The organism is Streptomyces sp. LS-MS-L19, from assembly GCF_058382285.1.
The window spans coordinates 8,500,028-8,524,516 of the sequence record NZ_JBYCLL010000001.1; the positions used below are offsets into that span (position 1 = coordinate 8,500,028).

A 24,489-nucleotide genomic window follows, 5' to 3' on the forward strand; every position below is an offset into this window, starting at 1 on the left:
CCCCGGTCGATGCTCGTCCTACGGCGCTCGACCGGCGCCGAGGCCCTCACCAGCGAAGGAACCTCATGTCGCACCATCTCGACTCTCCCGCCGCCCGCCAGGACGTCCGGCTCGACATCACCGACTTCTACGTCTTCCGGGGCGAGCGCGGCACCGTGTTCGTCCTGAACCTCAACAACTCCATCTCCGGCCCCGACGCCCCGCGGGGCTTTCACCACGAGGGCCGTTACGAGTTCCGCGTCGACACCGACGCCGACGCCCGCCAGGACCTCGCCTACCGCTTCACCTTCGGCGAACCCGGCCAGGACGGGGAGCAGCCCTGGACCCTGCACCGGCTGACCGGCGACCAGTCGCGCGACGCCGACGCCACCGGCACGCAGATCGCGACCGGCGTCACGGGCGCCCGCGGCAACGAGGTCACCGGGAGCGCGGGTGAGCGGATCTGGGCAGGTCGTGCCGGCGACCCGTTCTGGATCGACCACGACGTGCTGGCCGCCGTCGGCGAGGCCTTCGGCCACGGCGAGCGTGCGGACCTGTCCGACTGGGACCGCGGCAAGGCGGCCAACCTGTTCGCCGGACAGACGGTGCACTCCATCGTCCTGGAAATCCCCGACGAGGAACTGCTGCGGCACACGGGCGGCACGCACGCCCTGGGGACCTGGGCGGTGACCGTCCTGGCCACCGACGCGGGCGGATGGCGGCAGATCCAGCGGGCCGGCCCCCCGATGTTCCACCCGATCTTCAGCCAGCACGACCCGGAGCTCGGCGACCGCTACAACACCACCCGGCCCGACCAGGACCGGGAGCTCTACACGGACCTGATCGCCGGCCGGATCGCCGACGTGGTGTCCGCCTACGACACGGCCGACAACCCGCGCGCGTACGGAGAGGCGGTGACCGCGTTCCTCTTCCCCGACGTCCTGCCCTACTGCGTCGGCAGCCCGGCCGGGTACGGCTTCGCCGGGTGCAACGGCCGCACCCTGACCGACAACGTGGTCGACGTGATGTTCAGCCTCGTCACCAACACCCCCTTCGACATCGGCCTGACCAAGGCCTCCGTCACCGCCCGCCCGACGCCCAGCTTCCCCTACGTCGCGCCGACCGCCTGACCGACCCGGGCCCCGGTCCGCGCTTCGAACAACGACGCGCTGGGGGACTCCGCCGGCGAGCGGCCCACCGCGATCATGCGACCACTCGGCGAGACGGCACTTACCAGGGCGGTTACCTGCACTTAGCATCGGTCTCCGCATGGACACGATGACGCTCTGGCACATTTCCGGCTGGGAGTTCGCCGCGCTCGCCGCCGCGGCCCTGCTCGTCGGCTTCTCCAAGACGGCCGTCAGCGGGGCCAACACGGTCAGCCTCGCGATCTTCGCCGCCGTACTGCCCGCCCGCGCCTCCACCGGCGCGCTGCTGCCGATCCTGATCGCCGGTGACGTGCTCGCGGTGCTCACCTACCGCCGGCACGCCCACTGGCCGACGCTCTGGCGGCTGTTCCCGGCGGTCGCGGTCGGCGTGGTCGCGGGCACCCTGTTCCTGGAGTGGGCGGACGACGGGATCGTACGGACGTCCATCGGAGCGATCCTGCTGCTGATGGCCGGAGTGACGGTCTGGCGCCGCCGCACCGCCGACGCCGAGGAGGAACCCGACTCGGTCGCCACCCGCACCGGCCGCGTCAAGGCCCGCTCCTACGGCGTCCTCGGCGGCTTCACCACCATGGTCGCCAACGCCGGCGGCCCGGTGATGTCGATGTACCTGCTCTCGGCGGGCTTCCGCAAACTCGGCTTCCTCGGCACCTCGGCGTTCTTCTTCCTGATCGTCAACGTCTCCAAGGTGCCCTTCAGCGTCGGCCTCGGTCTGATCGACGGCCACTCGCTGCTGCTCGACCTCGCCCTCGTGGTGTTCGTCGTGCCCGGCGCGTTCATCGGCAAGTGGGCGGTGAACCGGATCAACCAGCGGCTCTTCGAGCGGTTGGTCATCGCGGCGACGGTGGTGGGGGCGGTACAGCTGCTGGTGCGGTGACGCCCGGGCTGGTGGCCCGCAGACTCTAATGACCCGCCGACTCCCGCAGCAGCGCCGGCAGGTCCGCGAAGGACTCGATCACGTGATCGGGCGTGCCGGTTGCGGCCCGGTGGGTCTCCGGAAGGTACTTGCCGGTCCTCACGAGGACCCCGGTGAGCCCGGCACGCTGCGCGGCCAGGACGTCCGACTCGATGTCGTCGCCCACCATCAGCGCCTCGTCGGCCCCGGCCCCGAGGCGCCCGAGCGCCGCCTCGAAGAACGCGCGCGACGGCTTGCCGGTGACCTCCGCCTCGGTCCGGGCGGCCTTCTCCAAGCCGGCCAGGAAAGCCCCTGCGTCGAGCTGGAGCCCGTCATCGGTACGCCAGTACAGATTGCGGTGCATCGCCACCAGCCGGGCCCCGCGCTGGAGGTGACCGAAGGCGTGGTTGAGCGCCGCGTACCCGAACTCCGGCCCGGCACCCCCGAGGACGACGACCTCGACGTCCTCGGACTCCACGCCGACGAGCGCTACATCGACGAGGTCCTCCGCGATGTCCCCGCTGTTCAGCAGCGTGCAACGGGCGCCGGGACAGTGCTCGGCCAGATACGCGGCGGTGACCGCGGGCGCGGTGAGGATGTCCTCCGGCGCGACGGGGAACCCCGCCGCCGCCAGCGTGGAGGCGATCGACGACCGCGTCCGGGAGGTCGTGTTGGTCACCAGCGCGATCTCGAAGCCGGCGTCCCGGATCTCCCGCAACGCTGCGACCGCGCCCGGCAACGGCTCCCACGACACGGTGAGAACGCCGTCGATGTCGATCAGGACCGCGCGTACGGAAGCCATGTCCGGACGATAGCGAGCGGGAGGCGGACGTGCCTGTCGCGGGGCGCTCACCACCCGGCCTGCCGCCCCCGCCGCCGACCTCGTACGCTACCCGCCATGTCCCCCCACGTCCTGATCCTCGGTGGCACCACCGAGGCCCGTGAGCTGGCCGCCGTGCTCGTGGGCCGCCCGGGATGGCGGGTCACCACCTCCCTCGCGGGACGTGTGGCACGGCCCGGGGCGATCGCGGGGGAGGTGCGGGTCGGGGGGTTCGGCGGGGCGGAGGGCCTCGCCGCGTGGCTGCGGGAGGAGCACGTCACCGCCCTGATCGACGCCACGCACCCCTTCGCCCGCGCCATCACCGCCAACGCGGTCCGAGCAGCCGCGGTGACCGGCGTGCCCTCGCTGGTGCTGCGCCGTCCCGGCTGGCGCCCCGGCCCGCGGGACCGCTGGCACCTGGTCGACTCCCTCGACGAGGCCGCGGAGGCGTTGCGGGGGCTCGGCCGGCGGGTGTTCCTGACCACCGGCCGGATGGAACTGGCCGCGTTCGCCCACCTCACCGACCTGCACTTCGTCGTACGGTCGGTGGAGCCGCCCGAGCCGCCGATGCCGCCGCACACCGAAGTGCTGCTGGCCCGCGGCCCGTTCACGGTGGCGGACGAGTCGACGCTCCTCCACGACCACCGCATCGAGGTCCTGGTGACCAAGGACAGCGGGGGAGCGGCGACCTCCGCCAAACTCACCGCCGCCCGCGAACTCGCCCTGCCCGTGGTGGTCGTACGCCGACCGCCCCTGCCGGACGGAGTCACGGAGGTGCCGGACGTGGCGGGAGCCCTACGGCGGCCGGAGCTCAACCCGCCGTGACCGAGCCCCGCACGCCTCTTGACCCACGCGGGCAGCCGGGCGACACAGGTCAGCTTCCGGCCGTGTTCGTACCACGGGTCCCGCTCGCGCAGCGAGGCGGCCACGAACCGCCGGATCAGGTCCAGATACGCGAGGTCGTACGCCCACAGCTCCCCGTGCCTGGTCCCGGCACGGAAGTCGTAGGCCTTCGAACCGTAGTCCTGGAAACGGACGGGCGTGAGAGACATGGCGCGAGTACGCCGTCCGCCCGTTCCGCCGGGCACACGGTTTTCAGGAGGCGGTGCTCCCCGCCAACTCCTTCGTGCGCTGCGGGAGTCCGGTGCTGAGGTCCTCCACCAGGAGGCGCTTGGCGATGGTGTCCACGGCGGCGCGCAGGTCCGTGCCCGAGGGGCGGCCGATGTCCTGCTGCACCCGGTCCGCCAGCCAGTTCCCCCACGCCGTGCTGATGACCCGGGCCTCGCGCGCGCCTCCCTCGGTGTGCGAGAGGAGGTGGCCGGAACGGGTCAGATAGCCCTCCTCGACCATACGGTCGAAGACCGGCAGCAGTACCTCGGGCGGCAGATGGCGGCGCGCGGCGATCATGCCGAGGCTGGCGTGGCCGACGATCCGCGTGTGCAGCTCCACCTGCATGACGGCCCAGGCCCCGGCGATGTCGAGCCGGGTGTCGGAGTCGGTCATGATCCGGCGCGCGGTGTCCAGGTCCGTACTGCCGATGATCTTCCCCACGGCGGCCTCCAGCACCCGCTGCGAGTCCGCTCCGGACGGCGACGCGAACCCCTCACCCATGTCGGTCGAACCGGCCCGCGCGCTGTCCCGCAGCTGGACCTGCTTGAGGAACAGGGCGACGACGAAGCCCAGCGCGGCCACCGGCACGGTCCACAGGAAGACGGTCTGGAGGGTGTCGGCGTACGCGTCGATGATCGGCGCGGCCACGACCGACGGCAGCTGGTGCAGACCGTCCGGGCTGGTCGCGGCCTTGGTGACGGTGGCCGCGTCCAGGCCGCCACCGCCCGCCTGGACGCCGGAGGTGATGCCGTCCTTGAGGTTCGGGGTCAGGGAGTTGGTGTAGATCGTGCCGAAGACCGCGGTGCCGAAGGAGCTGCCGAGGGTACGGAAGAAGGTGACGCCGGAGGTCGCGGTGCCGAGGTCGGCGTACTCGACGGTGTTCTGCACGGCGATGGTCAGGACCTGCATGCACAGCCCGATGCCGGTGCCCAGCACGAACATGTACAGCGACTCCAGCCAGGCGCCGGTGGACGGCCCCATCAGCGACATCAGGAACAGCCCGAGCCCCATCACCAGGGAGCCGGCGATCGGGAAGAGCCGGTAGTGCCCGGTCTTGCTGACCACGTTCCCGCTCGCGACCGACGCGATGAGCAGGCCGATCACCATGGGCAGCGTCCGTACCCCGGAGATCGTGGCCGAGTCGCCGTCCACGTACTGGAGATAGGTCGGCAGATACGTCATCGCGCCCAGCATCGCGAAGCCGACGATGAAGCTGAGGATCGAGCAGACCGTGAACACCGGGTTGGTGAACAGCCGCATCGGCAGCATGGGTTCGGCGGCCCGGGTCTCCACCCAGCAGAACAGCCCCAGCGCGAGCGCCCCGCCGACGAACAGGCCGATGATGACGCCGGAACCCCACGCGTACTCGTTGCCGCCCCAACTCGTCGCGAGGATCAGGGCGCTGGCGCCCACCGCGACGAACGCGATGCCCAGGTAGTCGATCACCGGCCGCACGGCCGACTTCACCACGGGGATGGTGCGGGCGGCCGCGAAGACCACGAGGACCGCGATCGGGACGTTGACGTAGAACGCCCAGCGCCAGGTCAGATGGTCGGTGAACAGCCCGCCCAGCAATGGCCCGATGACCGTCGCCACCCCGAACACGGCACCGATGGCGCCCTGGTACTTGCCGCGCTCGCGCAGCGGGATGACGTCGGCGATCAGCGCCATCGCCGTCACCATCAGACCGCCGGCCCCGACGCCCTGCATCGCCCGCCACACGATCAGCAACGACATGTTGGAGGCGAGACCGCACAGGAACGAGCCCGTGATGAACACGATCGCCGAGACCTGGAAGACCACCTTGCGCCCGAACAGGTCGCCGAACTTGCCGACCAGCACGGTCGAGACGGTCTCCGCGAGGAGATACGACGTCACGACCCACGACATGTGCTCGGCGCCGCCGAGGTCCGACACGATCGTCGGCAGGGCGGTGCCCACGATGGTCTGGTCGAGGGCGGCGAGCAGCATCCCCAGCATGATCGTCACGAAGACGACATTGCGCCGGCGCGCGTCCAGCACGGGGGGCTGGGTGGCGGTGGCGGCGGGCGGTGCGGATTCCGCGGAGGGCTCAGCGACTGTCACAAGGGCACGATCACACCGCTGGGCCATCCGTGCATGCCGGGCGGTCCGGGCGGGTGCCTGCCGCGCTCCGGGGTGCCTTAGCTCCCGTGCCTACCCCTGCTTCGGATTGCGGCGGAGCAGATAGGTGTCCATGATCCAGCCCTTGCGCTCGCGGGCCTCGGCCCGCAGCCGCTCGATCCGGGGTGCGGTCTCGGCGATCGGCCCCGACGCGAGGATCTCGTCCGGGGTGCCTATGTAGGCGCCCCAGTAGATGTCGATGTCCTGGTCGGCGTAGGCGCGGAAGGACTGGTGGGCGTCGAGCATCACCACCACGTCGTCCACGCCCTCCGGGAACCCCTCGGCGAGACGCCGGCCGGTGGTGATCTGGACGGGGCGGGCGACGCGGTTCAGCCCGGTGCGGTGGCGGGCGACGAGCGCCGAGACACTGCTGATGCCGGGCACGACGTCGTACGCGAACTCCACCGAGCCACGCTCCAGGATCTCCTCCAGGATGCCGAGCGTGCTGTCGTACAGCGCGGGATCGCCCCACACCAGGAACGCGCCGGTCTCCTCCTCGCCCAGCTCCTCGGAGATCAGCCGCTCGTAGATGTCGGCGCGGGCACTGCGCCAGTCCCCGACGGCGGGGGAGTACGCGGAGCCGCCCGCCGCACGGTCCCGCTCCGGGTCCCGGGCCTCGACCACCCGGTACGTCCCCTCCGGTATGTGCGCGTCCAGCATGTCCCGGCGCAACTGCGTCAGGTCGCTCTTCACCTCGCCCTTGTCCAGGACGAAGAACACGTCCGTACTCCGCAGCGCCCTGACCGCCTGAAGGGTCAGCTGCTCCGGGTCGCCCGCGCCGATACCGATGACATGAATCTTTCGCACCCCCCGAGTCTGCCGCACCCCACTGACAACGGGCTCACCGCGTCCGGCTTCACGCCTGCGGCGGGGTTCCCGGCTGGTACGCCGGACACCGCATCCCCGGTACACGCGCAGCCGGGGCGCGGCGCCCGCACCTCACCCCCGCAGCCGAGGACCGCGGCTCTGCGCGTCCACCGGCGTGCCGGTCCGTTCCACGTCCTCCGCCAGCCCGCGCGCCCATACCGCGAGCCCGGCGAGATCCATGTCGTACGGCCGCTGCCGCCCGGCCCCCGACGCGGCCCACTCCGTCACCGCCCCGGCGCCCCGCCGCAGCAGTCTCGCGCCGCCGGTGACGTTGCCGCGGGCCGCGTGCGTGAGGCCCACGGCGAGCTGGGCCAGCCCCCGCCACAGGCCGCGCTCCTGATCGGGGCCCGACTTCCAGGCGTCCTCGAAGACCTCATGGGCGTGGAAGGGCTGCCCCGCGTCCAGCAGGTCCTGGGCCTCGGCCACCGTCTCGCGCGGAGTGCGCACCACGCCCTCCGGCTGCCGGGCGACGCCCTCGGAGCCGTACGGCAACGGCCGCCCGAGTCCGTCCCGCGGCCGGGCGTTGCGCGCCCGCCCCTCGCTGTCGCGGTCCCGAGCGTCCGCCTGCCGTCCTGAGGATGTACTGGCCATACGTCGATTGTCCCGCGCCAGGCGCCCGCTTCGGCCGAGCCCCGGGCGTGGGGTAAAGTTCTGTACGCGCGTTCCCGCGATCCACCGCGGGACAGCGCACCGGGACGTGGCGCAGCTTGGTAGCGCACTTGACTGGGGGTCAAGGGGTCGCAGGTTCAAATCCTGTCGTCCCGACGGTGCGAAGGGTCTTCACGGGCGAGAGCCTGTGGGGGCCCTTTTCGTATGGGATCGGCGAAAATCTTGGTGGAGCACGACAACCGGGGGCCTGCCGGGATCAGGCCCCCGTTCGGACCCCCTGTCGGGCCGGTTCCGGGCGGTGGATGCCGCGGGGGCGGTAGCCCAGGTCGTCGGCGTGGCCCAGGAGGTCCGCGAGGTACCAGGTGATGGCCAGCCACATCTCCGTGCCCTGGAGGCCGGGCTCGGGGCCGGGGCCCGCGGTGCCCGGGCCGAAGCCGAAGCCCTGGCCGGGCCGCCAGCGCGGCAGGACCGCGGTCAGCTGTTGTTCGGCCCAGTCGCGGATCTCGGCGGAGCGGTAGCCGTCGGTGCCGTGGCCGAGCTGCCGGGTGCTCAGCCACAGGGGGTGCGCGACGTCCAGTACGTTGCAGGCGTTCTCCCGGCCCGACCCGAAGTACCGCGTGTCACGGGCGTGGTCCAGGACGGCGTCCACGACCCGTTCCGGGTACGGCACCGGCAGCCCGAACTGTGCGAACGAGCCCCGCGTGAGCCGGTAATAGCCGTTGACCACCTGGAGACGGCCCGCCTGGGCCGAGGGGCTGCCCCACATCCCGGTCCATGGATCGGCCCTGGTGAGCAGCCAGCCGAACAGCGACTCCAGGGTCGCGTCACCGACCTGGCCGTGCCGCAGGTTCCAACGCGCCGCCGTGGACCAGGAGTCGATCCAGGCACCGGCACCCCACGCCTCCGTGTCCCACGGCAGCGCCTCCAGTCGTGCGACCAGTTGACCTGCCGTCATGTCCCGTACGCCGGACACCGGATGGGGGAGGCCGTTACCCAGCAGGTCGAGGGCGTATCCGACGCACAGCACGTGATAGAGCGCGGCACCTTCCCCGATGAACCCGTCGGCCTCCGCCACCGGTGACGGCTCGCCGAACTCCGGCACGAGGCCGTTCTTCGGATCCTGCAGCGCACTCAGGCGGGCGATGTGCTCCTCGGCGGACAACTGCTCCGGCACGGTCCCGAGCAGCAGATCGGCGATCTCCACGGCATCGCAGTGGGCCCGCACGCTCGGCGCGACACCGGGCCGATCGACATAACGCTCACCGTCCCAGCAGCGGTCGAGCAGGGCGGCGACCTGGGCGCGGGCGGTCTCCGCGAAGGCGGCCAGGTGGCCCACGCCCCGATCGCCGGTCCCCGGCACCGGGGGGATCACGGACGTACGCCCACCGGCGGACCGTATCCCTGACGAAGCCGTGTCCGCCGGCCTGCGCGTCGCGCGCTCAGCCCCCGGCCCCTCCCGCCGGTCCCGCAGCACCCGCGCCGGATTCCCCGCCGCCACCGACCAAGCCGCCAGGTCCCTCGTCACCACCGCGCCCGCCCCGATCACGCAGTGGTCGCCGATGGTCACGCCGTCCACGACGACCACGTGGGAGCCGATCCAGACGTCGTCCCCGACGCGGATGCCGCGGCTGGTGAGCGGCTGCTGGTGGACGGGGCGGTCGGGGGCCATGGAGTGGTTGAAGCCGAGCAGTGAGGTGTGGGCGCCGATGCGGACGCCGTCGCCGAGGACGACGTCGCCGCGCACCGTCGTGAAGGGGTTCAGCGTGCAGTGCGAGCCGGTGACCAACTCACCCGTCACGTAGGCGTGCGCGGCGATGTACGAGTCGTCGCCGAGGCGGAGCCGGTCCGGGAAGACGGCCGCGGACTCGGCGACGTAGCACCGCTCACCGACCTCGGTGTCCCCGCCGATCGCCTCCCGCACCTCCTGCTGCATCGCGCGATGTTCCTCGGTCGCCTCGTCGGCGAAGAGCCAGGGGCAGTGGTCGAAGTGCCGTAGGGACGGCCGCCGCGGATGATCCATACGAGCACGCTAAGCAGCGCGGGCCCGCCGCGGAAGGGGGTGCCGTGCGCGACGCGGTCCGCGCCCGAATGGTAGAAGCGGTCTCATGACCAACTCGCACTTCCCCCGCTTCACCCTCCACCCGGCCGGTGTCCGATGACCGAGGGCATCGACACCCCCGACCGCCGGGGCCGCACCGGACTCGACCGCACCGGCCTGGACCTGACCGGCAACCCGCGCGTCAGGGTCCGGGAGGTGAGACTGCTGTCCAGCCACTGGTACGTCGAGCGGGCCACGACCTTCGACCTCCAGCGCGCCGACGGCAGCTGGAGCACCCAGCAGCGCGAGACCCACGACCGCGGCAACGGGGCCACCATGCTGCTGTACGACGCGGAACGCGAAAGCGTGCTGCTCACCCGGCAGTTCCGCTACCCCGTCTACGTCAACGGCCATCCGGACGGACTGCTGATCGAGACCCCGGGCGGCCTCCTCGACGACGATGACGAGCACCCCGAGATCGCGGTGCGGCGCGAGGTGGTCGAGGAGACCGGGCACACCATCGGCGAGGTCCGGCACGTCTTCGACGTCTACATGAGCCCCGGTTCGGTCACCGAGCGCGTCAGCTTCTACGCCGCCGAGTACGCCCCGTCGACCCGTACCCACGAGGGCGGCGGCCTCGACGAGGAGGGTGAGGACATCGAGATCCTCGAACTGCCCTTCCGCAGGGCCCTGGAGATGATCCGGAGCGGGGAGATCGCCGACGCCAAGACCATCATGCTGCTCCAATGGGCCGCGCTGGAGGGCCCGTTCGCCAAGTGAGCGCGCAGGCCCTTGACTTGAAGTGCGCTTCAAGATGAAGACTCCCGTGTGTGCCCCGAAGACGGGTACACACGGGAGGGAATGACCATGAAGTACCGCACCATCGGCACCGACCCGGCGACCCGCCGCGAGGTCAGCGTCCTCGCGCTCGGCGCGATGCTCTTCGGCTCACGCACCGACGAGGAGACCTCCTTCGCCGTCCTCGACCGCTATGTCGAGGCCGGCGGCACCTTCATCGACACGTCCGACAACTACGCCTTCTGGGAGGACGGCGGTCAGGGCGGCCAGAGCGAGGAACTGCTCGGCCGGTGGCGGCGCAGCCGCGGCATCGGCGACGAGATCGTCATCGCCACCAAGCTGGGCGCCCGCCCGCTGGCCCCCGGCACGAGCTACGTCGACAACGCCGAGGGCCTGTCGGCGAAGGTGATCCGGGAGTCCGCGGAACGCAGCCGCGAACGCCTCGGCGTCGACAAGCTGGACCTGCTCTACGCGCACATCGAGGACCCCCGGGTGCCGCTCCGGGAAACGGTCGAGGGGTTCGCCGAACTGGTGGCCGAAGGCACGGTGGGCCTGCTGGGCGTGAGCAACCACGCCACCTGGCGCGTCGAGCGGGCCCGGGCCCTCGCGGCGGCGGCCGGGCTCCCCGGCTACGAGGTGCTCCAGTACGCCCACAGCCACCTGCGCCCCCGTACCGACGTCCCCGAGCCGCCCCTGTTCCCCGACGGCAGCCTCGGCCACGCGGGCGCGGACCTGCTGAGCTGTCTGCGCGCGGAACCCGGCCTCACCCTGGTCGCGTACTCACCGCTCCTGAAGGGTGCCTACACCCGCCCGGACCGCCTCCCCGCGGACTTCGACCACCCGGGCACCCCGCCCCGCCTGAAGGTTTTGGCCGAGGTGGCGAAGGAGACGGGCGCGACGGTCAACCAGGTCGTCCTGGCCTGGCAGATCGGCGGCGTCCTGCCGATCGTCCCGCTGGTCGGGATGTCCTCCGTGGCCCAGCTGGAGGAGAACCTGGCGGCGGTGGACCTGGAGCTCACGGGGGAGCAGCGGGCGCGGCTGGACACGGTGCACTGATGGTCGCGGCGGGGGCAGAAAGGGAACCAGCCTGGAGTTGCCTGCATCCCGCTGCCCGTGGTGGCCCCGATCAGGGACTCCTCACGCTCCACGAGGAGACGTCGCCGTGGGCCCCTGCGCCGAGCGTGTGAAGCGGTCGAGCAACGCGTTGAGGCCTTCCGCCAGCCCGTCCGGCCCGCCCCGCTCGGCGAGCGAGAGGGCGGTTTCCCGAAGTGTCGGCAGTTCCTGCGGCGACAGGCGATGCAGACCGAGCCGGAAGGGGGGATCGTGTTCGTCCGGGTTGTCGACCATGGGCTGCACCTCTACGGACACATAGCCGAGCAGCCAGGCGGTGAAGGCGCGGAAGACACCGGACATGAGGGCCTCGTCGAACCCCGCCGCCCGCAGCAGGCCGAGCACCTGCTCGTGGTTCCGCAGCACGGCGCCCGGCCGTCGCGCCAGCGGGACCGCCAGCATGCGGGTGGTGAGCAGGGGTACCACCTCGGGATGGGCGAGGCACACGTCGTACGTCTCTTGTGCGATGCGGTGCAGTCGGGCACGCCAGCCCGCCCCTTCGGGCGCGGCGGCGGTCTCGGCCCCCAACCGTTCCTCCAACTCCAGGTACAGCGCCTCGACCAGACCGTCCAGGAGAGCGTCCTTGCCGGCCGCGTACCGGTAGAGCGCCATGGCCTCCACGCCGAGCTCGGCCCCCAGCCGTCGCATGCTGAGCGCCGACAGCCCCTCTCGGTCCACCAGCTCCAGCGCGCTGGCGAGCACCCGTTCCCGGCTCAGCCGACCGTAGCGGCCACGGTCGCTGGCGCGACGCGCCGGCCGCTCCCCCTTGGGCATCGCTTCATCCTCCATGCCGACGGTCTTCGCGCAATGGATGTAAGTATACAAATTAAACTCGTCGACCTGCCTCCCGGCGACCGTCTTGGATCAGTGGATGCTGCACCCCTGCGACATTCATTGGTCGAGCGCGGCAATGGCCTTGCGCAGAGCGCTGAGAGCGGGCTTCGCGCTTCCGTCGGCACGGCGCAGTCCGAAGAAGTTCTCCCTGGACGACGTATCGGTGCCGACATCGCGATCGGAGTACCAGAACAGCGCTTCCACGTGCGGAGTGACGGCCGCGGTGCGCACCGCGACCTCCGCGATCTCGCTCTGCCGCCTCTCGGTCACGTGCGTCGTCGTGCCGGTCGAGTTCCGCTGCCCGTCCGACGCGGCGCCGGGACCGTTGGTGGGCGCTCCGTACTCGGTGATCCACACGGGCATGCCGGGCGTGCCGTGCGCGGAGAGCACGCGCTCCAGGTCGTCGATGCGCTCCCATGCGGTTCCCCACCGCGTCCTGTCGCTCGCAAGGTAGGGGTAGGTGTACGGGTGGTAGCCGACGGCGTCGACGAGGCGGTTACCGCCGCCCGTCGACACGGCCGCGAGGAAATCGGTCTGCGAGATACTCCCGCCCTGCGTACGCGTTGAGGCGAGGCCGCCGAGGACCACATACGCCGAGGGGTCCTGACGCCGAAGGGCCTGACTCGTCGCCCGGAGCAGCGTTGTATATGCGGCCGCATCGGGCCGGGGCTTCCAGAAATCGCGCAGATTCGGCTCGTTCCAGATTTCCCACGTGTGAATTCCGGAGGGTGCGTACCGCGCCGCGGCGGCCGCGGCGAAGGCCGCGAACGCATCGGGGTCGGCTGGGCGGCACTTGTCGCTTGTGCACCCGGTCTGCCGCGCCCATGGCGGTGTGTAGCTGAGAATCGGCAGGAGTGCGAGGTCGCGTTTCTTCGCCGCGGTGACGACACGGTCGAAGTCGCTCCATCTGTATTCATCCGGTGCGGCGGGCTGGATGTCTCCCCACGACAGGTCTGCCCGCACCCACCGAGCTCCCACGTCGACGGCCTCGTCGAGAGCGGCTCCGAGGTCCTTGTCGGACATCCCGACCAGGCGGTGACCGTACGCGATACCAAGCCGCAGGGGTTTTGCGTCATCTGCCGTACAGGCCGTGGTCAGGAGAGCGGTGGCCCCAAAAGTGATCAGCGCGGTCGCAGCGGCCAACAGGCGCCGTGGGATGGAGAGCCTGGTTCTCGGCATCAGGTCGGTTTTCTCCGCTCGCGGGGTCTCCGCGCGCTCTTCAGGAGCCGGTCGGCCCGGCCGAACAGCTGCGGGTGCGAGAAGACGGCGTCGGCCAGCGCTCGTGCCGGAGCGTGACTCTTCCCGAGGGCAAGGGCGACTGGGTGGCGACGGCTCACCAATCCCTCCGAGACACTCAGTTCACCCGTCTTGAAAGAGTCCTTGTACCGGCTTTCGCCACGTCCCAGATCCACGTACTCGATTCCGTCCCTCGCTGCGGCCTCCGCCATGTGCATGAGGAGGATCAGGCCCGGGGAGTACTTCGAGAACGCCGTGTCGTACGCCGGGAACCACCAGGCCAGTACCCGTTCGGTGCGCAGCCCGAAGTGTGCGGAGACCGGCCTGCCGTCCGCGTAGAGCACCGACAGGATGCCCGCGAACGCCTCGGAACGGGTGTGGAACAGCTGCTGCACGAGCTGGGTGATCCAAGGGCGTGCGAAACGGTCGTTGAGGCCTGTTCTGCGGTACTGCGCCGATTTCCACTCCATCAGTGTGCGCAGTGCCGCCGGGTCGCGCTCGTCGTGGACATAGCGCACGTCGGTGTGCTGCCGCTCGAGTCTGCGTTCCTTGGCGAGAGTGGTCCGGATGAAGTTCGGTGACTTCGTGCGCAACCGGGCCAGGTAGGCATCCCAGCCCTCCGCCACGTCGATCACGGGCGAGGGGAAGCTGCCCGTGGCCGATTGCTCGAACGGATGCTGTCCAGCCGCGAGGTGGTCGAATTCCCAGAGAGCGAGGCCGCAAGCCGACAGCAGCTCGTCCGCATACCACTGGAAACCGGGGCGGTGCACGAGCCCCTGGCAGTCGGACAGGCCGATGGCGACCGCGCGGCCCACCCCAGCGGGAAAGCGCTGATACGGGAAGAACGCCACCGGCTCGCCGTCCGGTTCCCGGACCACGGCGACACGCACCCCGCGCCTGCGGCTGCCGACTGCCAGGGTGAACTCGGGAGACAGGAACGGATTCGCCATCTGGGGCCACTCACGACAGGGCAGCTGCGACTGCAGCGTCGTCCATGCTTGCCGATCCGCGGTGGTCAGTTCGTCCGGTCGGTACACGTTGACGACCATGAATCCCGCCCTCCTCTGTGCGTCTCAGCGGGGAAAGCGGGGTCGGCGAGGTCGTTCTCGGGCAGCACGGGCATGCGTAGAACGCGTCGGTACAGCCGGTCGGCGCGAATGCCGAGAGTGTCCGGTCGTGCCGAGGCGACCCGTGCACCGCGACCGTCCACCCAGGCGCTCACCTCTTCGACGGTGGTTGCCGCAAGCATCGGAAGCCGTGCGAGGGCGAAAATGTTGTCCCCCACCCGACTCAGCCTGTTGCGCACCGCGCAGGCCGAGTCGTACCCGCACTGCGCGACCACCCGGCGAAGACGCGAGGTGGAGTGACCGTACGGGTAGGCGAAGGAGCGGATCCCATGTCCGAGGGCGTCCTCGAGAAGGTCCCTGCTACGGACCACCTCGTCCGCTGCAATCCGGGGGTCGGCCAGATCGAGGTCCCGGTGGGTGTGTGAATGCGACCCGATCTCGACTCCCTGTTCCTCCAACTCGGGCAATTGGTTCCAGCTGACCATCGAATGCGGGGGGAACACGGTTTCGCGTCGGTGCCGGCCCTCCAGGGAGCCGGTGGCCGCGTAGAACGTACAAGGCAGGCGACGATCGGCGAGACCAGGGGCGGCGACGTCCGCGAAGTCGGCGAATCCGTCGTCGAACGTGATGACGAGGGGGTTTCGCGGCAGGGCACGGCGTCCGGCGGACGCGTCGGCGAGGCGTGAGACCGGCACGACGGTTCGACCGCTGTCGAGGATCAGGTCGAGCTGCTGTTCGAAGTGGCCGGGAGTCACCGTGTACTCGGCGATCCAGGGTGCGGGGTAGTCCGAGACACAGTGGTAGTTGAGGATGGGGATGGTGATCATGCCGGTGCTCCCTTCGGAAGTGCATGGCCGAGCGCAGCGCTTCCGGCGCGGTGGCGTGCCACCACCTCCTGCAGAGTGGCCACTTCCTCGGCCGCCTCCCGACGGGCGTCGAACAGCTCCAGGAGACGGGCCCGGCCGGCCGCTCCCATCCGCGCCCGCCTGGCCGGGGCATCCAGCAGTGCCCTGAGGGAAGCGAGCAGGTGGCGGTCGTCACCGGGCTCCACCAGCAGGCCGGTTCGGCCGTCCGCCACCAGTTCCGGGACCCCGTTCACCGAGCAGGCGACGACGGGCAGTCCGGCCTCCATGGCTTCCAGGACGGCGACCGAGAACGCGTCTATGCGGCTCGGGAAGGCGAAGACCGCGGACGAGCGCAGGATCTCCCAGAGCCGGGGGTCGCCGGGGGAGATGTCGTTGACGACGGTGAGATTCCGGCCTTGTGGAACCCGTTCTCTGGTGATCAGGACCAGTTCACAGTGGTCGGCGAGATGGCGCTGGTGCACTGTGACGAGTTGGTTTCCCCCCTTGCGTTCCAGTTGCGTCCCGACGAAGACGATCCGGGGGAGGTACTGGCGCAGCGTCCCCGGAGCAGCGGGCGGGTCGGCTTCGTGGGGGATTATGCCGGGCCTTATGACCCGCAAACGGCTGTCCCGGACACCGTATTGGTCGCGGACCGACGCCGCGGCCGAGTCGGTCTTCGCGACGATCGCGCCCGCCGACCGGAAGACCGCTGACTCGAAGCGCATGGCGGGGCCCAGCATGTGCGCGGTCCACCGAGTGGGTTCCCGGTAGGGCAGCATGTACGCGTTGCGGGCGTTCGTCGAATCCAGCCCCACCACCGACGGCTTCCGGCGCAGTGTCCCGGCGCTGAGCAGTACGGCGTTCTGTGTATAGGCGTGCACCGCGTCGAACTCCGCCTCGAGCCCGCGCAATCGGCTCCGTACCCAGGCGCTCGCCGCGAGTTGCGCCCGGAGAGGCTGGAGATCCAGGTCGTAGCGGCCCAGGAAGGGCAGTTGGGAGCCCACCACCATGCGCAGCAGTGAGGGCGGCGGTACATCGAGGAAATGCGCCTCGATCTCCGGATGCTCTTCGCGCAGCACCTGCCGCAGATGAAGGTGCATGGTCGCGTGTCCGCCAAGGTTCTCGTTGACGAAGAGAACTCTCATCGCTCGTTCTCCCTTCACCGTTGGTGTGAGGGTGTGGTGCCGGGGCCGCGGGGGCGGCCCTCCTTGTGTCTCACCGCCCGTAGCGTCCGCAGGACCGCCGCGTACACGACGGCGGTCATGATCGCCCCGAGTGGCCAGGCCGCGACGCGGGCGATGGACCACCCGACGACGGCTCCGCTCGCGGCGGCGCACAGCACGCTCGGCCACGGCGGCATGGGCAGGGGGCGCATCCCGGGCACTTGACGCAGCAACAGCAGCATCAGGGTGCAGACCAGAAGGTCGGTCACCAGGGTGCTGACCGCCGCTCCCAGGTACGACCAGCGGGGTATGACCAGGAAGTTCAATGAGATGTTGACGATCAGGCCGAGCAGGGTGACGAGGGGATAGCGGCGGTGCAGCCCGGCCGCCACCAGACAGTTGAAGGCCAGGAAGGTGAAGAACGCGACGCACTCGGAAGTCACCACGATGCGCGCGGCATCGGCCGCCGGAGCGTAATCCGCGCCGTACAGCGTCCGGATCACCGGCTCCGCGAAGACGCCGAACTCGCACACCGCCAGTCCGCCGAGGACCGCCAGCAGGTACGCGGCACGCTTCGCGGCCGCCCGGAACGCCGCGGGCTCGTGCGGCCAGGCCCGCGCCAGCAGCGGTAGGACGGCCATGCCCACGTAAAGTGACACGGAATGCGCCAGGTCGACGAATTTGTACGCGACCCCGTATGCGCCCGCGGCCGCGAACGAGTCCAGTTTTGTCAGCATCACCGAGTCGACCCGGTAGTAGACCAGCATCAGGCCCACTCCGATCGACAGCGGTACGGCCTCCCGGAGCAGTGACCACCACTCGCGAAGGTCGATCCGGTATCGGAGGGACATGATCCGGTGCGCTGCCGCTGCCTTCCAGACGATCTCCAGCAGCTCGCACAGCACAACGGGAATGGTGAAGAGCAGGATCGTCCCGCCGGCCGCCGCGATCGCCGCCGCCAGTGCCAATTGGCCGAGCGCGCCGAACGCGGCACTGGCGGCGACAGGGCGAAGCCTCATCCTGGCCTCGAAAACCGCGTTGTAGGCATTCGCGGGCGTCGCCACCACCACCACCAGTGCGGCGACAGCGGTCGCACGGACAACGTCCGGCGGGTACCCGGCGACGGCGACGAAGCCCACGGCCAGCGCATAGCCGACGACGCCGAGGGCCAGCCGCAGCAGGACATAGCTGCCGCCGAATCTCCCGGGGTCCTCCAGCCCGGTGGAGAGGCGGACCACCGCTATCCGCCCGACCTGCAGGTCCGTGATGATGCTCAGCATCCCGAGGACGCTGAAGATGAAGGTGAACTTGCCGAAGTCGTCCGGCGTCAGAGAACGGACGATGATCAGTGACGCGATCCAGCCGAGTGTCGACGTGACCACCCTGCCCGTGGCCATGGCCCCCACGTTGGCGAGCAGACTCGCCGGGGACTTCGAAGGGCGCGCCGCCGTAGTGCTGCCTGACAGCACCCGGGCCGCGGGGACCTTGTGCAACATCGTCACTACGCCGTTCCGCACAGCGGGAAACAGTTTCTCGTGTGCCATCCTCGTGCGCTCTCCGTCATCAGGGACACCTGTCTGGCCTGACAGGCGATCGGCAGGAGAGGTTTGAGCCGCTCGGCGTCGCGGTGCGCCGTCTCGTCCTCGGCCATCGTCACGTGCGGGATGAACTCGGGGTACTGGCCCCCGTACGGTTGGTAGGCGGGCCAGTGCCGCATCACGAGGTCGACGAGGTCCGCGAACGGCTCCGCCGGTACCGGCCGCAGGTACAGCACACCCGGGAAGCGCCCCACCTCGGTGAGCCGGAAACCGAACGGCGGGACCGAGGCGGTGATGCGGGCCAGCTCCGCCTCCACGCGGCCGTCGATGGTGTGAGCCGGCAAGAAGGGATACATCACGGTGACGTGAGCCGGCACTCCGCCGGGATGCACGGACGTGCCCCGCCACTCCCGCAGCGCGGTCGCCGCCTCGGGAACAGGGACCAGGAGGATGCTCGCGGGCCGGACGATGCGCATCGCGGCGCCCAGCAGGTTCCCGGGTACTGAGAGGACACCGCGTCTCATGGCGATCTCCTTCGCCTCACGAGCAGTTCTTCGAGAAGGGCGACGTCGTGCCGGTCCGACTTGCGCGTCGGATATCCCTGGTGGACCACCAGTTGGAGTCGGAGCGGCAGACAGGGCACCAGGTGTCCGTCGATCGTTCCGCTGTCGTCGAGCGTCGGATCGGTCGAGACGGCAGCCGTCGCCGTAGCGGCCCGTTGGCCGTTCGTATGCCTGCTGAGCAGCGCCGCGAATGGCCATCGGGCGAGATCGACCGGAAGCAGGTCGACGACGACCAGCCCGTCGTCCATCACCCAGCGCACCGGCATCGGACGGCCGTCGGGGTGCACCTCGTCGCTCAGTGGCCGGAAACCGAGTCCGGCCATGGCGCGTTTGGCCCTCTCCTCGACGCCGTCCTCCCAGGCGAGCACGACGTCGATATCGAGGTGACGCCGTGTCTGCAGGCCCACGAGGGCGTCCACGCCCCAGCCGCCCGCCAGCCACCGCTGCACGTCGGCCCGGCTCAGCGCGTCAAGCACGGCGAGTACGTCCACTGCGGGTGCTGTGCGCATCAGTTCCCGCTGCAGCATCGGCATCGCCACAAGAAACCCGAACGGGGAACGGTCGACAGCCCGGCCGACGGAGCGGGCCGCGCGCAGCGCTCGACGCGTCGCGCGGGTCGCTCTGACGGGCGGCGTGGTGGCCGGTCCGGCACCCGCGAACGGTGACGAGGCCGCCGCGGTGGCGCCGCCGGGAGCGTCCGGCCGTCGGCCGGGAACTATGCGCATGCTGCGTCCCCTCTCAGGCGTCGGTCGACCGCCCACCCGGGACAGGACCGGTGACGTCTGGTGAGTGACATCTAGACTGTATATTTACGTCGTATACGTCAATATTGGTGATGTTTCGCCCCATGGTCAAGGGGGTGCCTCCGGCTTCGAAGGCCTGTGCCCACGCGGTGGCGGATCCTCAGAGCGATCGGAAGAGCTCGAGGTAGCGGTCGGTCAAGGCCGGCCAGGCGTATCGTTCGACCGCGCGCCGGCGGCCTGCTGCGCCCATGCGGTCGGCGAGGTCGCCGTCCTGCAACAGCCGCCGACGGGCCGCAGCCAGTGCGTCAGCGCCCCCGGGCGGAAACAGCAGTCCCGTGACACCTGGGATCATCACGTGGGGGATGCCCCCCACATCGGACCCCACCACAGGCGTGCCGCAGGCCATCGCTTCGATCACTGCCATCGGATGGCACTCGGCCTCCGTCAGCGAAGGCAGGACTTGTACGGCGGCACCCTGCATCGCCGTGACGAGCGAGTCCCCGGTGAGCTCGCCGGTGAATTCCACGCGGTCGGTGATGCCGAGCTGCTCAGCCAGCGCGACGTGATCGGGGAGGGCATCCCCGCCGCCCACGAGTCTGAGCCGTACGTCGGGCAGTTCGGCCAGGGACACGAACGCCCGGAGCAGGACATCGACACCCTTCCACGACGACGCGCGGTCCATACGACCGACGTAGACGATCGTGCGTGGCCGCGTCGAAGGCGGCGGGCCCGGCGTGAACCGGTCCACATCGACGCCCGGCGTGATCACGACGGCCCCCGGGCGGCCGAAGGCCAGCGAGGTCGGTGAGACGGCGACGAGTGCACGGGCCCGTGAGAACACGCGCGGCAACACAAGCCTTTCGTACCCGCCGAGGAGGCGGTCGCGGTACCTGTGACCCTTGATCATCGATCCGGCGTGGTACGTCAGCACGGTCGGGCGACGCCCGGACAGCAGGACTGCCAGATCTCCCAGGCCGGGCACCGGTGCATGCGCGTTGACGATGTCGACGCCAAGCCTTCGCAGCCAGCGGCGCAACTGCAGCGGCCACAGCAGGCTCACTGGCGCGTTGACCAACCGGCGCGTCCACGTCCCCAGCCGAATGACCGGCACGTCGCCGTCGAGGCTGACCGAGGTGCGCCACCCGACCGGGCTCGCGGTGATGACCACAGCTCGCATGGCGGGGTCGTCGGCGACCGCGCGCGCGATGCGCCTCGCGTAGTTCTCCGCGCCGCCGATCCTCGGCCAGAAGTTGGGCGCGACGACGGCGACAGTGCGGACCGGGCCGTGGCGTCCGCCTGAGGAACGGTCGGCTCCCTGGGGCGCGCGGACGGCATCGGGCTTCCACACGGTCGTCATCCTCTCCCGGCCTCCTTCTCGCGCGGGTCGGGTGCTTCAGTCAGAAGTGATCGGAAGAGTTGGAGGTATCGGCCGGTCAGATTCGGCCAGGCGAAATGTTCCACGACCCGCTGTCGGCCTGCCGCGCCCATCCGGTCGGCGAGGTCGCCGTCCTGCAACAGCCGCCGACAGGCCGCAGCCAACGCATCCGTGTCCCCCGGTGGCACGAGCAGCCCGGTGGCGTCCGGCGCGATGACGTGGGGGATGCCCCCCACATCGGACCCGACCACGGGCGTGCCGCAGGCCATCGCTTCGGCCAGTACCATGCCGAAGCACTCCACCTCCGACAGCGAGGGCAGTACGAGCACGGCAGCGTTCTGCATCGTGGTGACGAGGTCGTCATCCGGAATCTCGCCGGTGAATTCCACGCGGTCGCTGATGCCGAGCTGCTCTGCCAGCGCGACGTGATCGGGGAGGGCATCGCCGCCGCCCACGAGTCTGAGCCGTGCGTCGGGCAGTTCGGCCACGGACACGAACGCCCGGAGCAGGACATCGATCCCTTTTTCGGATGAGGCGCGCAGCATCCTCCCCACGTAGACGACGGTACGCGGCCGCGTCGAAGCCGACGGGCCCGGCGTGAACCGGACCACGTCGACACCCGGCGTGATCACGACGGACCCCGGACGGCCGAAGGCCAGTGAGACCGGTGAGACGGCGACGAGCGCACGGGTCCGCGAGAACACCCGGGGCAGTATGTGCCGCTCATACCAGCGGATCAGACGGTCGACGTTCTTACGGCCCTTGCTCATCGATCCGGCGTGGTACGTCAGCACGGCCGGGCGCCGCCCGGCCACGGCGACCGCCAGATCCCCCAGGCCCGGGACCGGGGCATGCGCATTGATGACGTCGACCTTGAGAAGGCGCAGCCAGCGGCGCAGTTGCATCGGCCACAGCGGATTCACCGGTGTATTGGACAAGCGTGCCCAGGTCCCCAGCCTGATGACCGGCACGTCACGTTCGTCGACGCCGAACGTCGTACGCCGCCCGGTGGTGTTCGAGGTGATCACGACGGCCCGCATCGCCGGGTCGTCGGCGACCGCGCGGGCGACCTGGGCGGCGTAGTTCTCGGAGCCACCGATGTGCGGCGGGTAGTACGGTGCGACGATCGCGACAGTACGCACCGGGCTGTGGGTGCGGCCGCGGATACGGTCGGCCGTTTCGGAAGTGGCGTCGGACTGATGCTCCTGGGCGTTTTTCATCGCAGCATTGCCTTTCCCGTCAGGGCCGCTGTCGAGGGACTCTGTGGCGCCCTGCCCGGCGCCGGTGTCGCAGGGAGCAGCGATCGGAACAGTCGGAGGTAGCGCTCGGTCAGGGCCGGCCAGGCGTATCGTTCGACCGCGCGCCGTCGGCCGGCTGCGCCCATGTGGTCGGCCAGCTCCCCGTTCAGCAGGAGCCGCCGACAGGCCGCGGCCAGCGCATCAGGGTCGTCGTGCGGGAACAGCAGCCCGGTGACGCCCGGCGTGATCACATGCCGTGGGCCTCCCGCGTCCGAACCCACGACAGGAGTGCCGCAGGCCATCGCCTCGACCAGCACGGTTCCGAAGGACTCCGCATCGGTCTGCGAGGGCAGTACGAGCACGGAAGCGGACCGCAGTGCGTCGAGCAGGGTGTCAGCGGGGACACGGCCGGCGAACTCCACACGGTCGGCGATGCCGAGCCTCTCCGCATCCGCGATGTGGTCGGGGAGCGCGTCCCCACCGCCCATGAGGCGCAACCGCACGTCGGGCAGGTCGGTCAGGGCCGCGAACGCCCGGAGCAGGACGTCGACGCCTTTCCATGGAGACGCGCGGTCCAGCCGCCCCACGTAGACGATCGTGCGGGACCGCGTCGAGGCCGGCGGGCCCGGCGTGAACCGGTCCACATCGACGCCCGGCGTGATCTCGACGGCCCCCGGGCGGCCGAAGGCCAGCGAGACCGGTGAACTGGCGACGAGCACACGGGCGCGCGAGAAGACGCGCGGCAGGACAAACCGCTCGTATGCGGTGACCAGGAGATCGACGTCCTTGTGCCCCTGGACCATCGATCCGGCGTGGTAGGTCAGCACGGCCGGGCGCTGCCCGGACACGGCGACCGCCAGATCTCCCAGACCGGGGACCGGGGCATGGGCGTTGACGAGGTCGACGCCGAGGCGGCGCAGCCAGCGGCGCAGCTGCAGCGGCCACAGCGGACTGATCGGAGTGTTGAGATGGCGCGCCCATGTCCCCAGGCGGAGCACGGGCACGTCGCCGTCGACCCCGACCGAGCTGCGCCACCTGCTCGGGTGTGCGGTGATGACGACGGCCCGCATCGCGGGATCCTCGGCGACCGCGTGGGCGACGCGCCTCGCGTAGTTCTCGACGCCGCCGATCTTCGGGAAGTAGTTGGGAGCCACGACGGCGACCGTGGGTATCCGGCGGCCGTGGTCTGCGGCGCGGTCGAAAACCTCGACTGTACGGTCCGACTGGCGCTCCCATGACAGCTCACGGGCCGCCTGCTCATGGCCCGCCGCACCCAGACGCCGGGCAAGCGCGTGGTCGGTCAGCACGGAGCCGATTGCCTCGGTCAGCCCCGCTACATCCCCCGGCGCGACGAGCAGGCCGTTGTCGCCGTGTGTCATGAAGGGAGAGGCGCCGTCGACCGGAGCGGTGACGACCGGGCGCCCACTCGCCATTGCCTGGAGGACCGCGTCGGGAGAGGAGTCGTGGTGCGTGGGCAGCGCCAGGACTCGGCCGCGCCGATAGGCCGCGGCCGGCTCCTGGTCCGCCGGCCGCCCGGTGAAGGTCACACGGCCGTCCAGGCCCAGCCGACGCGCCAGCCGCTCGTACTCGCTCCTTGAGGAATCCCATTTCCTTGCGGAATCCCAGCTCACCACCTCCAGACGCACATCCGGAACCGTGCAGGACAGCACACTCATCGCCCGCAGCAGATCGGACAGCTGCTGGTGGGTGGCGGCGCGCTCCAGCGGGCCGGAGAACACGATGAGCGGTGTGTCGGGCACCGGGCTCGGGGCGAAGAGCCCCGGATCGACGCCGGGCAGGATCGTGGTCGAGCGTCCGGCGAAGAGGTCGGGCAGGTCGGCGGCGGCCGAGCCTGACGAGCACACCACCTCATGCGCCCGCTCCACGGTCCGGGCCAGCACCGTACGCTCGTGCCTCGCGCGCCATGTGCCGGACACCGCCTGCCCGCTGCGGATCGTCCCCGCGTGGCACGTCAGCACGAACGGCAGATCCCCGCAGGCTCGCGCGACGGCGTCGGCGAAGAGGGGCGCCGACGTGCGCGTGTGCACGTTGACCAGATCAACCCCTTCCACCTCGATGACGCGGCGAAGACCGCGCCGCCAGTGAAGCCCCCAGGGCGTTCGCGCATCCGTTCGAGGCACCGCGAGGCAGTGAACCGGGGCCCCACCGAGGCTCTCGTACCGTGCGACGGCGGACCCTTCGGCAGCGGTCGTCGCGATCACCACGCGACAGCCGTGCCGCGACCGCAGCGACCGTGCGAGCTGCCCCACATAGTGCTCCACCTCGCCCGGGTCCGGCTCGACGCGCGGCGACGCGAGCAGGACGGTGCGCGCTGCCATGGGGACCTCCGATC

21 protein-coding genes and 1 tRNA gene are annotated in these 24,489 nt (G+C 70.5%); 6 read left to right on the forward strand and 16 right to left on the reverse strand.

What is annotated here, in order from left to right:
* Positions 1-65: 65 nt before the first annotated feature.
* Positions 66-1,109, forward strand: coding sequence for a DUF4331 family protein (locus tag AC2XR2_RS37880; RefSeq protein ID WP_491517542.1), 1,044 nt, complete (start codon positions 66-68; stop codon positions 1,107-1,109).
* A 139-nt stretch (positions 1,110-1,248) separates the two neighbouring features.
* Positions 1,249-2,022, forward strand: a complete 774-nt coding sequence (locus AC2XR2_RS37885; RefSeq protein WP_330263158.1) for a sulfite exporter TauE/SafE family protein — start codon at positions 1,249-1,251, stop codon at positions 2,020-2,022.
* 25 nt (positions 2,023-2,047) lie between these two features.
* Here the strand turns inward: AC2XR2_RS37885 and AC2XR2_RS37890 are convergent, their stop codons facing one another.
* Entirely contained in the window at positions 2,048-2,842 is a 795-nt protein-coding gene (locus AC2XR2_RS37890) for an HAD-IIA family hydrolase (protein ID WP_491517543.1), read from the reverse strand.
* Positions 2,843-2,938: 96 nt separating this feature from the next.
* On the opposite strand from AC2XR2_RS37890, the gene AC2XR2_RS37895 reads away from it, so the two are divergent.
* Positions 2,939-3,685, forward strand: a complete 747-nt coding sequence (locus AC2XR2_RS37895; RefSeq protein ID WP_491517544.1) for a cobalt-precorrin-6A reductase — start codon at positions 2,939-2,941, stop codon at positions 3,683-3,685.
* Between the two features lie 270 nt (positions 3,686-3,955).
* On the opposite strand, the gene AC2XR2_RS37900 is transcribed toward AC2XR2_RS37895, so the two are convergent.
* From AC2XR2_RS37900 to AC2XR2_RS37910, 3 genes are all read right to left on the reverse strand, one after another.
* Complete coding sequence (locus AC2XR2_RS37900; protein WP_491517545.1) at positions 3,956-6,055, reverse strand: MDR family MFS transporter; 2,100 nt, start codon at positions 6,053-6,055, stop codon at positions 3,956-3,958.
* A gap of 90 nt (positions 6,056-6,145) precedes the next feature.
* Positions 6,146-6,919 carry a precorrin-6A synthase (deacetylating) gene (gene cobF / locus AC2XR2_RS37905; protein WP_491517546.1) on the reverse strand — a complete coding sequence of 258 codons (774 nt, stop codon included), beginning with the start codon at positions 6,917-6,919 and terminating at the stop codon, positions 6,146-6,148.
* A gap of 132 nt (positions 6,920-7,051) precedes the next feature.
* Positions 7,052-7,570: a DUF309 domain-containing protein gene (locus AC2XR2_RS37910; RefSeq protein ID WP_491517547.1), complete on the reverse strand. Its 519-nt coding sequence runs from the start codon at positions 7,568-7,570 to the stop codon at positions 7,052-7,054.
* A 100-nt stretch (positions 7,571-7,670) separates the two neighbouring features.
* Here AC2XR2_RS37910 and AC2XR2_RS37915 point away from each other — a divergent pair.
* Positions 7,671-7,744 (forward strand) — tRNA-Pro (locus AC2XR2_RS37915).
* 100 nt (positions 7,745-7,844) lie between these two features.
* Here AC2XR2_RS37915 and AC2XR2_RS37920 read toward each other — a convergent pair.
* Positions 7,845-9,608 carry an acyltransferase gene (locus tag AC2XR2_RS37920; RefSeq protein WP_491517548.1) on the reverse strand — a complete coding sequence of 588 codons (1,764 nt, stop codon included), beginning with the start codon at positions 9,606-9,608 and terminating at the stop codon, positions 7,845-7,847.
* 135 nt (positions 9,609-9,743) lie between these two features.
* Between AC2XR2_RS37920 and AC2XR2_RS37925 the strand changes: the two genes are divergently transcribed.
* Together AC2XR2_RS37925 and AC2XR2_RS37930 are read left to right on the forward strand one after the other, a co-directional pair.
* Positions 9,744-10,406, forward strand: a complete 663-nt coding sequence (locus tag AC2XR2_RS37925) for an NUDIX domain-containing protein (protein ID WP_491517549.1) — start codon at positions 9,744-9,746, stop codon at positions 10,404-10,406.
* An 87-nt stretch (positions 10,407-10,493) separates the two neighbouring features.
* Complete coding sequence (locus AC2XR2_RS37930) at positions 10,494-11,480, forward strand: aldo/keto reductase (RefSeq protein WP_491517550.1); 987 nt, start codon at positions 10,494-10,496, stop codon at positions 11,478-11,480.
* An 81-nt stretch (positions 11,481-11,561) separates the two neighbouring features.
* On the opposite strand, the gene AC2XR2_RS37935 is transcribed toward AC2XR2_RS37930, so the two are convergent.
* The 11 genes from AC2XR2_RS37935 to AC2XR2_RS37985 all read right to left on the reverse strand — a co-directional run bounded on the left by AC2XR2_RS37935 (position 11,562) and on the right by AC2XR2_RS37985 (position 24,475).
* Positions 11,562-12,308, reverse strand: coding sequence for a TetR/AcrR family transcriptional regulator (locus AC2XR2_RS37935; protein ID WP_491517551.1), 747 nt, complete (start codon positions 12,306-12,308; stop codon positions 11,562-11,564).
* Between the two features lie 117 nt (positions 12,309-12,425).
* Entirely contained in the window at positions 12,426-13,391 is a 966-nt protein-coding gene (locus AC2XR2_RS37940; protein WP_491517552.1) for a cellulase family glycosylhydrolase, read from the reverse strand.
* Positions 13,392-13,546: 155 nt separating this feature from the next.
* A complete protein-coding gene (locus AC2XR2_RS37945) occupies positions 13,547-14,653 on the reverse strand; it encodes a GNAT family N-acetyltransferase (protein WP_491517553.1) in 1,107 nt (368 codons plus the stop codon).
* Positions 14,620-15,498, reverse strand: a complete 879-nt coding sequence (locus AC2XR2_RS37950) for a polysaccharide deacetylase family protein (RefSeq protein WP_491517554.1) — start codon at positions 15,496-15,498, stop codon at positions 14,620-14,622. The genes AC2XR2_RS37945 and AC2XR2_RS37950 overlap by 34 nt, the downstream gene beginning before the upstream one ends.
* Positions 15,495-16,661: a glycosyltransferase family 4 protein gene (locus AC2XR2_RS37955; protein ID WP_491517555.1), complete on the reverse strand. Its 1,167-nt coding sequence runs from the start codon at positions 16,659-16,661 to the stop codon at positions 15,495-15,497. The genes AC2XR2_RS37950 and AC2XR2_RS37955 overlap by 4 nt, the downstream gene beginning before the upstream one ends.
* Positions 16,662-16,675: 14 nt before the next feature.
* On the reverse strand, positions 16,676-18,223 hold the full coding sequence (locus AC2XR2_RS37960) for an oligosaccharide flippase family protein (protein ID WP_491517556.1): 1,548 nt from the start codon (positions 18,221-18,223) through the stop codon (positions 16,676-16,678).
* A complete protein-coding gene (locus AC2XR2_RS37965; RefSeq protein ID WP_491517557.1) occupies positions 18,181-18,741 on the reverse strand; it encodes a 2'-5' RNA ligase family protein in 561 nt (186 codons plus the stop codon). Before AC2XR2_RS37965 ends, AC2XR2_RS37960 begins: the two co-directional genes overlap by 43 nt.
* On the reverse strand, positions 18,738-19,313 hold the full coding sequence (locus AC2XR2_RS37970) for a nucleotidyltransferase domain-containing protein (RefSeq protein WP_491517558.1): 576 nt from the start codon (positions 19,311-19,313) through the stop codon (positions 18,738-18,740). Before AC2XR2_RS37970 ends, AC2XR2_RS37965 begins: the two co-directional genes overlap by 4 nt.
* A 370-nt stretch (positions 19,314-19,683) precedes the next feature.
* On the reverse strand, positions 19,684-20,880 hold the full coding sequence (locus AC2XR2_RS37975) for a glycosyltransferase family 4 protein (protein ID WP_491517559.1): 1,197 nt from the start codon (positions 20,878-20,880) through the stop codon (positions 19,684-19,686).
* A complete protein-coding gene (locus AC2XR2_RS37980) occupies positions 20,877-22,118 on the reverse strand; it encodes a glycosyltransferase family 4 protein (protein ID WP_491517560.1) in 1,242 nt (413 codons plus the stop codon). Before AC2XR2_RS37980 ends, AC2XR2_RS37975 begins: the two co-directional genes overlap by 4 nt.
* On the reverse strand, positions 22,115-24,475 hold the full coding sequence (locus tag AC2XR2_RS37985) for a glycosyltransferase family 4 protein (protein ID WP_491517561.1): 2,361 nt from the start codon (positions 24,473-24,475) through the stop codon (positions 22,115-22,117). The genes AC2XR2_RS37980 and AC2XR2_RS37985 overlap by 4 nt, the downstream gene beginning before the upstream one ends.
* Positions 24,476-24,489: the final 14 nt, after the last annotated feature.